Consider the following 14502-nt stretch of genomic DNA (forward strand, 5'->3'; position numbering starts at 1 on the left):
CGGCGTGTCTTTTCACTTTCGGGAAGTGCATCGAATGAAGATGGGAAAGCGCGGCGCGGCGGCGTCGCTACTGATGGTGGCACTGTCGGCATCGATGCCGGCGATGTCGCAGCAACCGGCCGCAGCGGCCACCAAGGAGAAGCCAGTTTTGAATGCATCGTCTGAGAAGAGCACGCGCGACAACGTCAGCTACGCCATCGGTATGGACGTGGCACGTTCGTTCGAGCCGATTGCCCAGGACATCGATGTGAGCGCACTGCAACGCGCCATCGAGAATGCATTCAAGGGCGGCAAGCCGCTGTTGTCCGACGAGCAGACCCAGGCCACCGACACCGCACTGCGCACGGCGCTGGCGGCGCGTAACGGCCAGCAGGTTCCGGGCATGGCGCCGGGTAGCGCGCCGGCCGCGCCGTCCAAGGAAAATGTCGGCCTGATGCTCGGCGATCGCGCGGTCGGTCCGTCGCTGGCCGGCATCAAGGACGAGATCGACCTGTCGATCCTGATGGAAGCGGTGCGCACCGTGTTCGCCAAGGGCACCACGCGTCTGACCCAGCAGGAAGCCGCTGCCACCATGCAGGCGTTCGCCTCTGCCAAGCAGGGCGCCGCCGGTGCCAAGAATCGCGAGGAAGGCAATGCCTTCCTGGCCAAGAACAAGACCGAAAAGGGCGTGATCACCACCGCGTCGGGCCTGCAGTACATGGTGCTGCGCCAGGGCAGCGGCGAGCGTCCGATGCCCACCAACACGGTGCGCGTGAACTATGAAGGCAAGCTGCTCAACGGGCAGGTGTTCGACAGCTCCTACCAGCGCGGCCAGCCGGCGGAGTTCGGTCTGAATCAAGTCATTGCAGGTTGGACCGAGGGCGTCGCGTTGATGCCGGTCGGTTCGAAATACCGTTTCTGGATTCCATCCAACTTGGCCTATGGCCCGAACGGCACGCAGGGGGGGCCGATCGGACCAGACGCAACGTTGACGTTCGATGTCGAACTGATGGGTATCCTTCCCTGATCCCCCACAGGAGTACCCCCACCCATGCGAGTTGCGATCTTTGGTACCGGCTATGTTGGTCTTGTCACCGGTACCTGTCTGGCGGAAGTAGGTCATCACGTTATCTGCGTGGATATCGACCAGGCGAAAGTTGATGGTCTCAATCGTGGGGTGATTCCCATCTATGAACCCGGCCTGGAGCCGATGGTGAAAGCCAACCACGCCTCTGGCCGGTTGCGCTTCACCACCGATGCGGCCGAGGCGATTGCGCACGGCGAAATCACCTTCATCGCCGTGGGCACGCCGCCGGACGAGGATGGCAGTGCCGACCTGCAGTACGTGCTGGCGGTTGCGCGTACCGTCGGTCGCCATATCGATGGCCCCTCGGTGGTCGTCAACAAGTCCACCGTGCCGGTCGGCACCGCCGACAAGGTGCGCGTGGCGATCCAGGAAGAGCTGGACGCACGCGGCGTGGACCATGAGTTCGATGTGGTCTCAAACCCCGAGTTCCTCAAGGAAGGCGACGCCGTGGCCGACTGCATGCGTCCGGATCGCATCGTGATCGGCGCCAAGAAGCCGGCGGCCATTGCCCGTATGCGTCGTCTGTATGCGCCGTTCAACCGCAACCGCGACCGCATCGTGGAGATGGACGTGCGTTCGGCCGAGCTGACCAAGTACGCGGCCAACGCAATGCTGGCGACCAAGATCAGTTTCATGAACGAGATCGCCAATATTGCCGAGCGCGTCGGTGCGGACGTCGAGCACGTGCGTAACGGGATCGGCTCGGATCCGCGCATCGGCTGGCACTTCATCTATCCCGGCGCCGGTTATGGCGGCTCGTGCTTCCCGAAGGATGTGCAGGCACTGGCCAAGACCGCCGAGCAGTACGGCATGGAGCCGACCCTGCTCAACGCGGTGGAAAGAGTCAACAACGCGCAGAAGGGGCACCTGTTCGAACTGGTGCAGCGGCATTACGGCGCCGAAGGCACCGGCAGCATTGCCGGCAAGACCTTCGCGGTGTGGGGCCTGGCGTTCAAGCCCAATACCGACGACATGCGTGCCGCGTCCAGCCGCCGTTTGATGGAGCAGTTGTGGGAAGCCGGTGCCACCGTGCGTGCCTACGACCCGGAAGCGACCCATGAAGCCAAGCGCATCTTCGGCGAGCGCGACGACCTGACCTTCTGCGACGAGGCATTTGCCGCACTGGAAGGCGCCGACGCCCTGGTCGTGGTCACAGAGTGGAAGCAGTTCCGCAGCCCGGATTTCGGCAAGATCAAGCAGGCCTTGAAGGACGACGTAGTGTTCGACGGCCGCAACCTTTACGACCCGCAGGAAATCGAAGCCGCAGGTCTGGCCTACTACGCCATCGGACGAGGCCGTTCGTTGCATGCATGAGCAACTCTCGCCGCGCGACCAGGAACTGGACGCGCGGTTGGTTGAACTGGAAACGCGCCTGTCCTTTCAGGAGCAGGCGCTCAATGAACTGAGTGAAGCACTTGCGGACGCCCGTTTGACGGGCGCCCGCAATGCCGAACTGATCCGCCACCTGCTCGAGGATCTGGGCAAGGTGCGCTCCACGTTGTTTGCCGACGCAGCGGACGAACCGCCGCCTCCGCATTATTGATTGCAGATTGCCACCGCCATGAGCGATACCTTACGTGACCAGTTGCTTGGGTTGGGCTTCAAGTCCGCACCCAAGCCCGAACGCAAACCCGACGCACGGCCTGCCGCGCGTCAACATGGCAACGGTGGCAGGCCTGCGCCCGGCGGCAACAAGCCGGGTGGCCAGGGCAGGGGACCGCAGCGGCCGCATGCCGCTGCGGCGACCGACGGCAAGGGCGAGCGCAAACACGACGGCAGGCCGGAGCGTCGCAACGATGGCAAGCCGGCAGGATCGCAGCGTCCGCCGCAGTCCACGGCCGACCGCCGCGGACCCAGGCCGGCACGCACGCGTGAGGACATCGACCTGGCCAAGGCCTATGCGATCCGCGCGCAACGCGAGAAGGACGAGCGCATCGAAGCCGAGCGGCTGAAACAGGAAGAAGCACGCCTGCGTCGCGAAGCCAAGGCCAAGCTCGAAGAGCTGCTCAAGGACAAGGGGCTCAATCACGCCGATGCGGATATTGCCCGGCATTTCCCATATGGCGGCAAGATCAAGCGTATCTACGTGACTGCCGATCAGCTCAAGGCGCTCAACGCCGGCGAGCTCGGCGTGCTGCAGCTCAACGGTCGTTATCTATTGGTGACTGCCGAGGTACTGGCCGACGCCGAAGCGGTATTCGCACCGTCGGTGGCATTGAAGGTGGACCCGAATGCGCCGGCAGGCGAAGACCCGTATGCCGATCCCCAGTACCAGGTGCCCGACGACCTGGTCTGGTAACGCTGCGTAGATAGGTTTGCGTTGGCACATGGGCACCTGATGGGTGCCCATCTGTTGAGTGGTGGTCAACCCGATTGCGTGGCCGCCAAGTGGATGCGGTCGATGCGTCAAGGCGGGAGATCTAGTTCTCCTGCATGGCGGCCCGTATGCGTTTTAGAGTGCGCCGCTCGGCCGTTCGCGATGAGGGGCGGCCGCTTGTGTGCAAGTGACGAAACTTCGAGGATCAGGATGACGCGCTCGGCGACAGGGAATGCTTACTTCGCGCATATCGACGGATTGCGTGCATTGGCGGTGCTGTCGGTCATCGCCTATCACCTGGACGCCAGCTGGTTGCCCGGTGGTTTCACCGGCGTCGATATATTTTTCGTTATCTCGGGGTTTGTGGTCGGTGCGTCGGTCGATCGATTGCCGCGCATTGCGGTGGCCGCCGAGTTGGCGCGGTTTTATGCGCGCCGCTTGCGGCGTATCGCACCGGCCTTGCTGGTCTGCGTGCTGGTTACCGCGCTGTTTTCGACCTTGTTCATTCCCGAGTCGTGGCTGAGCGAAGCCAGCACCAAGACTGGACGCATGGCCTTGTTCGGGCTGAGCAACTGGGTGTTGGCCAGCGTCGGCCAGGATTATTTCTCGCCGCGTGCCGAGTTCAATCCGTATACGCAGACCTGGTCGCTGGGCGTGGAGGAGCAGTTCTATCTGCTGTTTCCGTGGATGTTCCTGGCCTGGATGCGTGGCGGTGCCGGACGTGCCTGGTCGCTAGGCCTGTTCGCGCTCGCCAGCGCGGCCTCGCTGGGCTATGCCTGGCAGCGCACGCAGGTGCCGGGACACGAGGTCACTTCCTTCTATCTGACCACCGCACGCTTTTGGCAACTGGGTGCCGGCGTGGTGTTGTTTCAGCTGATGGCACTGCTGCGCCGCCGCGACGGGCAGCGTGTGTTCGCAGCAGGCATCGGCCTGCCTGCACCGTTGCGCGCAGTGCTGTTGCTGTTGGCCTTGGCAGGCATCGGCAACGGACTGTGGAATGCGCGGCCTGGGCATTCGCCCTGGAGCGATGGCCTGTGGCCGGTGGTTGGCACGCTGGTGGTGTTGGCGTTGCTGCATCGGCACAGCGAGGGCTGGATCGGGCGCGTGTTGTCCGCCAGGCCGGTGGTGACGATCGGGCGCATCTCGTATTCGTTATATCTGTGGCACTGGCCGGTGCTGGTGCTGCTGCGCTGGACGATCGGGCTGGATGCGGTGGCGGCCAAGCTGCTGGCGCTGGTGCTGACGGTTGTTTGCGCGGCGGCGTCGTATCGCTGGGTGGAACTGCCTTGGCGCAATCGGCGTATGGGTGGCTGGTCGAACGTGCGCGTGGTGATGGCCGGCCTCGCTGCGTTGGTGCTGGCCTTCGGCGTGCAATCGGCAGTGATCAAGTCGACGCCGTATACCTCGTTGAGTGTGGTCAGCCGCCACCCGCTGAATTGGTATGCGTATGCGCGCGGCTTGCGCAAGGAGCTGCCGGACTGCCGCCTGATCGCCAGCAACGCATCGGTGGGCGGGCAGCCGGTGCGCATCTTCGCGCGCGGGCAGTGTTCGCGTCCTGCGGCCAGTCAGCGCCAGGTCTTTGTGATCGGCGATTCGCATGCGCTGGCCTACAACGAAATGCTGCGGCGTTTTCCGTTGCTGGAAGGCGGCAGCGTGCGCATGTATGGCGTGGCCGGGTGTGCGGTCGCATCGATGCAGCCGGGTGGTCAGGGCGCAGGTTGCGACGCGTTCCTGCGACCGGCGCTGGAGGACGTGGCGGGCAGGGCGCGTGCGGGCGATGTGCTGTTCCTGCCTGGTTTGCGGGTGCCGCGGCTGGCCGAGCAGGACGTGTTGTTCGACCTGCACGGCAATATCGCCACGCTGCAGAGCGAGCCGGCACAGCGCGAGCGCGATGCGACGGTGGCGGCGACGATCGCATTGCTGGCACCGGTGCAGGCGCGGGGCGTTCTGATTGTGTTCGAAGCGCCCAAACCGGTGCTCAGGGCACCGCCTTACCGATGTTCGGACTGGTTCAATCGTGGCAATGCGATCTGCGCCAACGGCATGCAGATCGAGCGCAAGGCGATGGAAGACTATCGCGCACCGGCACTTGATGGATTGCGTCGCATCGCATCCGGGCTAGGGGGCGCCAGCATCTGGGACCCGCTGCCGTCGCTGTGCGATGCGCAGGTGTGCGCGCCGACACAGCAGGGCCGGCCGCTGTTCTTCGATGCCGACCACTTGAGCGGGTATGGCAACCGTGTGCTGCTGCCGGGTTTCGCGGCGCATCTGCGTGGCTTGCCGGCGTCGGCACCGGTGGCTCAATAAAGGACCGGCTGCTCAGCAAAGGTTGACGTGCCGCTGGCGATACACGGGCCGGTCACGGCGCGCGCGGCACCATCGCCGCGTTATTGTCGACGCAGTCGGGCATGGTGCCCACTGCGTCACTGCCCACTTCTGCCGATGGTGCCGCGTATGTCCTTGTTGTCGAACGTGTTGAAGTCCCGTGCCGTTGCGTCGGTTGCCTCCACCGCGCGTGGCGCTTCGGGTTTGCAGGCGACGCGCGCCACGGTGTTGGCCGCTGCCATGTTTGGGTTATGCGGGATGAGTGGGCAGGCCGCTGCACAGACGGAGGATGCCCCTGCGTTTGACCGTCCCGGCATTCCGTTTGCCGCCGAAGTGCTGCAGCCCGGCGTGTTCGCCTGGGAGCAGGGTCTGCCGGATGCGAGTACCGATCGCAGCGACGGACAGCGAATCACCCAGTACACCGCCGATACGGTACTGCGCCTGGGCCTGTTCCAGAACGTGGAACTGCAGGTCGGCAGCGACAGCTACAACTGGCAGCACGGCGGCGGTGCGCATGTGCGTGGCGGAGGCGATAGCCATATCGGCCTGAAGGTGGCATTGCCGTCGCAGTCGGACAGCTTTCATTGGGCCGCGCTCGGCAGCTACAGCGTGCCGACCGGCAGCGCTGCCTTCAGCGATGGCTACGCGCGCGAGCTGGGCGTGACCGCGTCCTGGGATCTGGCCCAGCAGCGCGCACTGGCGCTATACGTCAACTATGCGCGCGACAGCGACGGGCATACCTGGACCTTCTCGCCCAACTACACGTTCTTTTCCGGCGAGCGTTTCAGCAGTTATGTCGAGGCAGGCTTCGATACCGGCAGCGAGCATTCGCGCGTGGCCGGCGCCGGCGGTGCCTGGCAGTTGCCGCATGCGATGCAGCTGGATGTCTCGGTGCTGCGCGGGCTGACCTCGGAGAGCCCGGACTGGCAGGGCGGGATCGGCCTGTCGATTGCCTTTCAGTGATGGGATGATGGAAGGCGGCGGCAGCGTCGCGGCCGCTTTCCATGTTGCACTGCCGCATGCATTGAGTGCCCGGAAAAGGCCTAATTGGATCGATCCAATCGACGCCAGATGCATGCGCACTTCTCCCATTGCAAGGTCGGCAACGTGACGCGTGCCAAACCGGCGCCCTCCGCTTCGGAGGATGGCGACGCGCGCCGCAGCGGACGCGGGGCGGTGACCCTGCGCGATATCGCCAGTGCCATCGGCGTATCGCGCGCGACGGTGTCGTTGGTGCTGCGCGGCAGCCCGCTGGTGCATGCGAGCACGCGCGCGCGCGTGGAGGCCGAACTGGATCGGCAGCACTACGTCTACAACCGTGCTGCGGCCAATCTGCGCTGCCGCACCTCATCCAGCATCGCGCTGGTCATCAACGATCTGTCCAACCCGTTCTTTGCCGAATTCGCCGCAGGCGTGGACGAAGCGCTGGGCGCGGCGGGTTATGTGACCCTGCTTGGTAGCACCGGCGAATCGACGCAGCGCCAGCAGGCGGTGCTGACCTCGTTGATGGAGCACACCCCTGCCGGCATCATCCTGTCGCCGGCCGAAGGCAGCCAGGCACAGGCGCTGACCCAGGTGCTGGGGCGACAACACAACGTGGTGTTGTTCAACCGCGAAGTGGAGGGCGCGGGCTGGGATCTGCTGGCGCTGGACAACGAGCAGGGCGCGTTGCTTGCCTGCGCGCATCTGATCGCGCAAGGCCACCGGCGCATCGTGTTCTTCGGTGGCCATGCCGAATCCAGTTCCTGCCGGCAACGCCGTGCCGGTTACGCGCGTGCGATGGCCGACGCCGGTCTGGCCGTGCATTACGTCGAATCCGCACCGAATCGACAGGATGCTGCGCTGTGCGCCGGTCGCATGTTGGACAGCGCCGAGCACGACCGCGCAACTGCGGCGGTCTGCTACAACGATAGCGTCGCGTTGGGCCTGATGGCGGCGCTGGCGATGCATGGCATCGTGCCGGGGCGCGACTTCGCGGTGACCGGCTTCGACGATATCGCCGAAGCCGCGTTGTTCACGCCCGCGCTGACCACGCTGGCCGCAGATCCGCGCGCGCGCGGGCGCCAGGCTGCGCAATTGGTGTTGCAGCGTATCGGGAGTCCCGCCCTTGCATCGCAGCGCCTGACCGCCGCAGTCGAATTGAAGATCCGCGCCAGCAGCGCCAGCAGCGCCAGCGCGTCAAGCTCCGTGGTTCCGCTTCACTCCCCCAGTGATTCTCCCGCCCATTCCCCCACCAAGGCCTCAGGCCGCTGACCAGGCAATTCCTATGGTTTCCCTTTCCACGCAGTCCACAGTGCCTAGCGGCAACAAGGCGCCCGTCAACAACGGCGTTGCGTTGTCGGTGGTCACCACGATCTTCTTCATGTGGGGCTTTCTCACCTGCCTCAACGACATCCTGATTCCGCATCTGAAGGCGGTGTTCGAGCTCAACTTCGCGCAGGCGATGCTGGTGCAGTTCACCTTCTTCGGCGCGTACTTCCTGATGTCGCTGCCGGCCGGTTGGCTGGTGGCCAAGCTTGGCTACAAGCAAGGCATCGTGGCCGGGCTGGCGGTTGCCGCGGTCGGTGCGCTGGGCTTCTGGCCTGCGGCGGAATTGCGCGTCTATGGCGCATTTCTCGGCGCGTTGTTCGTGCTGGCCACCGGCATCACCATCCTGCAGGTGGCGGCCAACCCGTATGTCGCGCTGCTGGGCCCGGAGCGCAGTGCGTCCAGCCGCTTGACCCTGGCGCAGGCGCTCAATTCGCTGGGTACTGCGATCGCGCCGCTGTTCGGTGGCTGGCTGATCCTGTCCAACACCGTGATGAGCGGCGACCAGCTCAAGGTGTTGCCGGAAGCCGAGCAACTGGCCTATCGCGTGCAGGAAGCGCAAGCCGTGCAGGGGCCGTACATCGGTCTGGGCATTGTGCTGTTTCTGCTGGCGATCTTCGTGTTCCTGTTCCGTCTGCCGGCCCTGACCGATGCGGGCGCGCAGAAGGATGAAAGCAGGCATTCGCTGCTGGATGCGCTGGCGCATCCGCATGTGCGCTTCGGTGTATTGGCGATCTTCTTCTATGTTGGTGCGGAAGTGGCGATCGGCAGCCTGATGGTCAACTATTTCTCGTTGCCGCAGATCGGCGGGTTCACCGAACGCGAAGCGACCCACTACGTGTCGGCGTACTGGACGCTGGCGATGATCGGCCGCTTCATCGGTTCGGCCTTGCTGGCCAAGTTGTCGCCGCGCGTGCTGTTGTCGGTGTTCGCCGGGATCAACGCACTGCTGCTGGGCCTGACCATGGCCAGCGGCGGCATGCTGGCGGTGTATGCGCTGGTGGCGATCGGCCTGTTCAATTCGATCATGTTCCCGACCATCTTTACGCTGGGCATCGAGCGGCTTGGCCCGCTGACCGGCCGCGCCTCGAGCCTGTTGATCATGGCCATTGTCGGCGGCGCCATCGTGCCGTATCTGCAAGGCCTGCTGGCCGACAGCATCGGTCTGCACGAGTCGTTCGTGCTGCCGCTGGTGTGCTACCTGTACATCGTGTTCTACGGCATCTGGGGTTCGCGTCTGCGCGGCGCACTGGCGGAGGCGCGCGCATGAGTGCCTTGAAGAACCGGGTGGTGTGTTTTGGCGAGGCCTTGATCGACATGCTGGCACTGCCACAGGCCGGTCCGGATGAGGCGCGCACGTTTGCGCAATACGCCGGCGGTGCGCCGGCCAATGTCGCGGTCGCGGTGGCGCGCCTGGGTGGCGCAGCGCATTTCGTCGGCATGCTGGGGCGCGACATGTTCGGCGATTTTCTGCTGCAGAGCCTGCAGCAGTCCGGTGTCGCCACCGATGGCATCGTGCGCACCGATGAGGCCAAGACCGCGCTGGCCTTCGTGGCGTTGGATGAAGCCGGCGAACGCAGTTTCAGTTTCTACCGTCCGCCTGCGGCGGATCTGCTGTTCCGGCCGGAGCATTTCGCCGCGGACGGCTTCACGCAGGCTGCCGTGCTGCATGTGTGTTCCAACAGCATGACCGAGCCTGCGATCGCGCAATGCACGCTGGACGGCATGCGCCGCGCACGCGCCGATGGCGCCATCGTCAGCCTGGATCTCAACCTGCGCCCGATGCTGTGGCCGCAGGATGTGGACCCGGCTGCACTGCTGTGGGAGGCGTTGGCGCTGGCCGATGTGGTCAAGCTCTCGCGCGAAGAACTCGATTACCTGGCCGGCACGCTCGATGGCGATGCCAGCGCGGTCACCCGCAAGCTCTGGCAGGGCCAGGCCAGCTGGTTGCTGGTCACCGACGGTGGTGGCCCGGTGCACTGGCAGACACGCACCGATTCGGGTCAGGTACCGGCCTTCCGCGTGCAGGTGCGCGACAGCACGGCAGCGGGCGATGCGTTCGTCGGTGGCTTGCTGTTTCAGCTGGCGACGCGTGCATCCACGCTGGAGCAGCTGTCCGGCGATGCCGCTGCGATCACCGAGGTGATCCGCTTTGCCGCGGCGGTCGGTGCGCTGGCGGTAACGCGCAAGGGCGCGTTTGCGGCCATGCCGAGCGTCGATGAAGTCCATTCCCTGATCCAGGAACAATCATGAGCCGTTTGCCTGCGAGCCCCGCACCCGATTTCCGTTCGGCCGATGTGCTGCGTCAGCATATCGCCGACACCATGGCGTTCTACCACCCGCGCGCGATCGACCCGGCGGGCGGGTTTTTCCAGTATTTCCGCGACGATGGTTCGATCTACGATGCCGGGCATCGGCATCTGGTCAGCAGCACGCGCTTCGTCTTCAACTACGCGATGGCGTATCGCGAATTCGGCGATGCGCAGTACCTGCACGCGGTGCGTCACGGCCTGGACTATCTGCGCAATGTGCATCGCAATCCGGCCACCGGCGGTTACGCATGGACCTTGCGTGACGGCGTGGTCGAAGACGACATGAATCACTGCTACGGTGTGGCCTTCGTGCTGCTGGCGTATTCGTGCGGCCTGAAGGCGGGTGTCGAGGAGGCGCGCGCATGGATGGACGAGACCTGGCAGCTGCTGGAAAAGTATTTCTGGGAGCCGGAATTCGGCCTGTACCGCGACGAGGCCGATGCGCAATTCAACTTCACCAGCTACCGCGGCCAGAACGCCAACATGCACATGTGCGAGGCGATGATCGCCGCGTACGAAGCCAGTGGCGAGCAACGCTACCTGGACCGTGCGCTGTCGCTGGCCGACACCATGACCCGGCGTCAGGCGGCCAAGGCCGACGGCCTGGTGTGGGAACACTACGATCTACAGTGGAACATCGACTGGGACTACAACCGCGACAACCCCAAGCACCTGTTCCGCCCCTGGGGTTTCCAGCCGGGCCATCAGACCGAATGGGCCAAGCTGCTGATGCTGCTGGATCGCTACGCACCGACCGACTGGTTGTTGCCGACCGCGCAACATCTGTTCGATGTGGCGGTGGAGCGCTCCTGGGATGCGCAGCGTGGCGGGCTGTATTACGGCTTCGACCCGGACGGCAAGGTCTGCGACGACGACAAGTATTTCTGGGTGCAGGCCGAATCGTTGGCGGCGGCGGCGTTGCTGGCGCAGCGCAGCGGCGAGTCGCGCTATTGGCAGTGGTACGACAAGCTTTGGGCGTATTCCTGGGAGCACATGATCGACCATCGCTATGGTGCGTGGTACCGCATTCTGGACGCGGACAACCGCAAGTACAGCGACGAAAAGAGCCCCGCCGGCAAGACCGATTACCACACCATGGGCGCCTGCTACGAGGTCTTGAACGTGTTGCGGCCGGCTGCTTGATGCTGGCGTGATCAAGGGCGCCGCCGCGCAATGCGTCGGCGCCACGTAGGAGCGCACCCGGGCGCGACGAGGCTTCACCCGGTAAAGCCTCGTCGCGCCCGGGTGCGCTCCTGCGATGTCTGTGGTCTGCGGCTGTGCTTATTCCGGGTCGTAATCCAGATTCGATGCCAGCCAACGTTCGGCCAGTGCCACGGTGATGCCCTTGCGTTTGGCGTAGTCGGCCACCTGTTCCTTGCCCAGGCGCCCGACCACGAAGTACTGGCTCTTGGGATGGCTGAAGTAATAGCCGGAGACCGCTGCGGTGGGCAGCATCGCGAAACTTTCGGTCAGCGTCATCGTGGTATGACGCTCGGCATCGAGCAGGTCGAACAGGGTGCGCTTTTCGCTGTGCTCGGGGCAGGCGGGATACCCCGGTGCCGGACGAATGCCGCGATAGCGCTCGGCGATCAGCGCCTCGTTGTCCAGCGTCTCATCCTCCACATAGCCCCAGAATTCGGTACGCACGCGTTGATGCAGGCGCTCGGCCAGCGCCTCGGCCATACGGTCGGCCAGGGCCTTGAGCAGAATCGCGTTGTAGTCGTCGTGCGCGGCTTCGAACCGCGCCACATGCGGCTCGATGCCGATGCCGGCGGTGACCGCAAACGCGCCGATCCAGTCCTGCTTGCCGCTGCTCTTGGGCGCGATGAAATCGGCCAGGCAGAAGTCGGGGCGGTCGATGGGTTTGTCGACTTGTTGGCGCAGGAAGTGCAGGGAATGGGGAATGGAGAATCGGGAATGGTCGGGCGCCGATGCATCGCCTTGCGATTCCCGATTCCCGATTCCCGATTCTGCAGGCGCGGTCAGCACGACAACATCATCGCCCACTGCATTGGCCGGCCACAGCCCGAACACCGCCTTCGCGGTCAGCCATTTTTCGGCGACGATGGTGCGCAGCATCTTGCGTGCATCGCGGTACAACTCGCTGGCCTGGGTGCCGACCACTTCGTCGCTGAGGATCGCCGGGAACTTGCCGGCCAGCTCCCAGGCCTGGAAGAACGGGGTCCAGTCGATCAGCTCGATCAACTCCTGCAGCGGATAGTCGTCGAACACGTGCAGGCCTGGCTGACGCGGGGCGGGCGGTGTGTAGGTGTCCCAATCACCGTCGAAACGCTGTGCGCGTGCCTTTTCCAGCGACACCAGGCGTTTGGCGTCGCCGCGGTTGCGATGGCGGGCGCGGATCTCTGCGTAGTCGGCATCGTTGGCGGCAACGAAGGCCTGGCGCAGGTCGCGCGAGATCAGTGATTGCGCAACGCCCACCGCGCGCGAGGCGTCCTTCACCCACACGGTGGGGGCGGTGTAATGCGGGTCGATCTTCAAGGCGGTGTGTGCGCGTGAGGTGGTGGCGCCACCGATCAACAGCGGAATCTCGAAGCCTTGCCGCTGCATCTCGCGTGCGACATGCGACATCTCTTCCAGCGACGGCGTGATCAGGCCGGACAAGCCGATCAGGTCCGCATTCTCTGCGCGTGCACGGTCCAGTATCACCTGCGCCGACACCATCACGCCCAGATCCACCACGTCGAAGTTGTTGCATGCCAGCACCACGCCGACGATGTTCTTGCCGATGTCGTGCACATCGCCCTTGACGGTGGCCATGATGATCTTGCCGTTGGACTTGCCGACATCGCCGGTCCGCAGCTTTTCCGCTTCGATGAAGGGCAGCAGGTACGCCACCGCCTTCTTCATCACACGCGCGGACTTGACCACCTGCGGCAGGAACATCTTGCCGGCGCCGAACAGGTCGCCGACCACGTTCATGCCGTCCATCAGCGGGCCTTCGATCACGTCCAGCGGGCGGGTGGACTGCTGGCGCGCTTCCTCGGTATCGGTTTCCACGAATGCGTCGATGCCGTGCACCAGCGCATGCGCCAGCCGCGCACGCACCGGCTTCTCGCGCCAGGCCAGGTCTTCGACTTTCGCCGCGCCCTTGCTGCCCTTGTAGCGCTCTGCAATTTCCAGCAAGCGTTCGGTGCCGTCCTTGCGGCGATTGAGGATCACATCCTCCACGCGTTCGCGCAGTTCCGGGTCGAGCTCGTCGTAGATCGGCATGCCGCCGGCGTTGACGATGCCCATGTCCATGCCGGCCTTGATCGCATGGAACAGGAACACCGAGTGGATTGCCTGGCGCACCATCTCGTTGCCGCGGAACGAGAACGACACGTTGGAAACGCCGCCGGAAACATGGCAGTGCGGCAGCGTGCGTTTGATCTGCCGGGTGGCTTCGATGAAGTCCACCGCGTAGTTGTCGTGCTCCTCGATGCCGGTGGCCACGGCAAAGATGTTCGGGTCGAAGATGATGTCTTCCGGCGGAAAGCCCACCTGCTCGGTCAGCACCTTGTAGGCGCGCGTGCAGATCTCGACCTTGCGCGCGCAGGTATCGGCCTGGCCCACTTCATCGAAGGCCATCACCACCGCGGCAGCGCCATAGCGCAGCACCTTGCGCGCCTGTTCGATGAACAGCGCCTCGCCTTCCTTGAGCGAGATCGAATTGACCACGCTCTTGCCTTGCAGGCACTTCAGGCCGGCTTCGATCACGCTCCACTTGGACGAATCCACCATCACCGGAATGCGCGCGATATCCGGTTCGGACATGATCAGGTTGAGAAAACGCGTCATCGCCTTTTCCGAATCGATCAGGCCCTCGTCCATGTTGACGTCGAGGATCTGCGCACCGTTGGCGACCTGCTGGCGCGCCACCTCCACCGCCTCTTCGTAGCGCTCTTCCTTGATCAGCTTGCGGAACTGCGCGCTGCCGGTAACGTTGGTGCGCTCGCCCACGTTGACGAACAACAGGTCCGGGGTGATGACCAGCGGTTCCAGGCCGGACAGGCGGGTGTGGCGGGGAGTGCTCATGCGATGCTCTGAAGAAGGGCGGCCGCGTTGCTAGCCCGGATCGGAAAAGGAAGTGACGGGACGCAGCCGTCCGCACTCATCCGGCGCTGCACGCCTGCTTCCCCCGCATGCGGATGAAGGTGCCCGAAGGACGGATGAGT

General features: G+C 64.6%; 11 protein-coding genes. 10 read left to right on the forward strand and 1 reads right to left on the reverse strand.

Features of this window, described 5'->3' with window-relative positions:
* The first annotated feature begins 34 nt into the window (after positions 1–34).
* The 10 genes from ABQ137_RS08645 to ABQ137_RS08690 all read left to right on the forward strand — a co-directional run bounded on the left by ABQ137_RS08645 (position 35) and on the right by ABQ137_RS08690 (position 11470).
* Positions 35–1006: an FKBP-type peptidyl-prolyl cis-trans isomerase gene (locus ABQ137_RS08645; RefSeq protein ID WP_016901531.1), complete on the forward strand. Its 972-nt coding sequence runs from the start codon at positions 35–37 to the stop codon at positions 1004–1006.
* Between the two features lie 24 nt (positions 1007–1030).
* Positions 1031–2380, forward strand: a complete 1350-nt coding sequence (locus ABQ137_RS08650; RefSeq protein WP_349782021.1) for a UDP-glucose dehydrogenase family protein — start codon at positions 1031–1033, stop codon at positions 2378–2380.
* Positions 2373–2609 (forward strand): SlyX family protein, encoded by a 237-nt coding sequence (locus tag ABQ137_RS08655; protein ID WP_024939344.1) that lies wholly within the window; start codon positions 2373–2375, stop codon positions 2607–2609. The genes ABQ137_RS08650 and ABQ137_RS08655 overlap by 8 nt, the downstream gene beginning before the upstream one ends.
* A gap of 18 nt (positions 2610–2627) precedes the next feature.
* A complete protein-coding gene (locus ABQ137_RS08660; RefSeq protein ID WP_323808440.1) occupies positions 2628–3365 on the forward strand; it encodes a DUF2058 domain-containing protein in 738 nt (245 codons plus the stop codon).
* Positions 3366–3593: 228 nt separating this feature from the next.
* Entirely contained in the window at positions 3594–5690 is a 2097-nt protein-coding gene (locus ABQ137_RS08665) for an acyltransferase family protein (RefSeq protein WP_349782023.1), read from the forward strand.
* Positions 5691–5825: 135 nt separating this feature from the next.
* Positions 5826–6671 carry a transporter gene (locus tag ABQ137_RS08670; protein ID WP_167708729.1) on the forward strand — a complete coding sequence of 282 codons (846 nt, stop codon included), beginning with the start codon at positions 5826–5828 and terminating at the stop codon, positions 6669–6671.
* Between the two features lie 108 nt (positions 6672–6779).
* Complete coding sequence (locus tag ABQ137_RS08675) at positions 6780–7961, forward strand: LacI family DNA-binding transcriptional regulator (protein ID WP_349782026.1); 1182 nt, start codon at positions 6780–6782, stop codon at positions 7959–7961.
* Between the two features lie 13 nt (positions 7962–7974).
* On the forward strand, positions 7975–9285 hold the full coding sequence (gene fucP, locus ABQ137_RS08680; protein ID WP_046342259.1) for an L-fucose:H+ symporter permease: 1311 nt from the start codon (positions 7975–7977) through the stop codon (positions 9283–9285).
* Positions 9282–10268 carry a carbohydrate kinase family protein gene (locus ABQ137_RS08685; protein ID WP_349782028.1) on the forward strand — a complete coding sequence of 329 codons (987 nt, stop codon included), beginning with the start codon at positions 9282–9284 and terminating at the stop codon, positions 10266–10268. Before fucP ends, ABQ137_RS08685 begins: the two co-directional genes overlap by 4 nt.
* Positions 10265–11470, forward strand: coding sequence for an AGE family epimerase/isomerase (locus tag ABQ137_RS08690; RefSeq protein WP_349782030.1), 1206 nt, complete (start codon positions 10265–10267; stop codon positions 11468–11470). Before ABQ137_RS08685 ends, ABQ137_RS08690 begins: the two co-directional genes overlap by 4 nt.
* A gap of 138 nt (positions 11471–11608) precedes the next feature.
* Here the strand turns inward: ABQ137_RS08690 and metH are convergent, their stop codons facing one another.
* Positions 11609–14362 carry a methionine synthase gene (metH, locus tag ABQ137_RS08695; protein ID WP_349782032.1) on the reverse strand — a complete coding sequence of 918 codons (2754 nt, stop codon included), beginning with the start codon at positions 14360–14362 and terminating at the stop codon, positions 11609–11611.
* Positions 14363–14502 lie beyond the last annotated feature (140 nt).

The sequence above is a fragment of the Xanthomonas sp. WHRI 8393 genome, assembly GCF_040203315.1.
Lineage (GTDB): Bacteria > Pseudomonadota > Gammaproteobacteria > Xanthomonadales > Xanthomonadaceae > Xanthomonas > Xanthomonas arboricola.

Bases quoted from the DNA above. Each gene is read 5' to 3' on its own strand.
- ABQ137_RS08645 (WP_016901531.1), top strand. From the start codon at position 35: ATGAAGATGGGAAAGCGCGGCGCGGCGGCGTCGCTACTGATGGTGGCA.
- ABQ137_RS08650 (WP_349782021.1), top strand. From the start codon at position 1,031: ATGCGAGTTGCGATCTTTGGTACCGGCTATGTTGGTCTTGTCACCGGT.
- ABQ137_RS08655 (WP_024939344.1), top strand. From the start codon at position 2,373: ATGCATGAGCAACTCTCGCCGCGCGACCAGGAACTGGACGCGCGGTTG.
- ABQ137_RS08660 (WP_323808440.1), top strand. From the start codon at position 2,628: ATGAGCGATACCTTACGTGACCAGTTGCTTGGGTTGGGCTTCAAGTCC.
- ABQ137_RS08665 (WP_349782023.1), top strand. From the start codon at position 3,594: ATGACGCGCTCGGCGACAGGGAATGCTTACTTCGCGCATATCGACGGA.
- ABQ137_RS08670 (WP_167708729.1), top strand. From the start codon at position 5,826: ATGGTGCCGCGTATGTCCTTGTTGTCGAACGTGTTGAAGTCCCGTGCC.
- ABQ137_RS08675 (WP_349782026.1), top strand. From the start codon at position 6,780: ATGCATGCGCACTTCTCCCATTGCAAGGTCGGCAACGTGACGCGTGCC.
- fucP (WP_046342259.1), top strand. From the start codon at position 7,975: ATGGTTTCCCTTTCCACGCAGTCCACAGTGCCTAGCGGCAACAAGGCG.
- ABQ137_RS08685 (WP_349782028.1), top strand. From the start codon at position 9,282: ATGAGTGCCTTGAAGAACCGGGTGGTGTGTTTTGGCGAGGCCTTGATC.
- ABQ137_RS08690 (WP_349782030.1), top strand. From the start codon at position 10,265: ATGAGCCGTTTGCCTGCGAGCCCCGCACCCGATTTCCGTTCGGCCGAT.
- metH (WP_349782032.1), bottom strand. From the start codon at position 14,362: ATGAGCACTCCCCGCCACACCCGCCTGTCCGGCCTGGAACCGCTGGTC.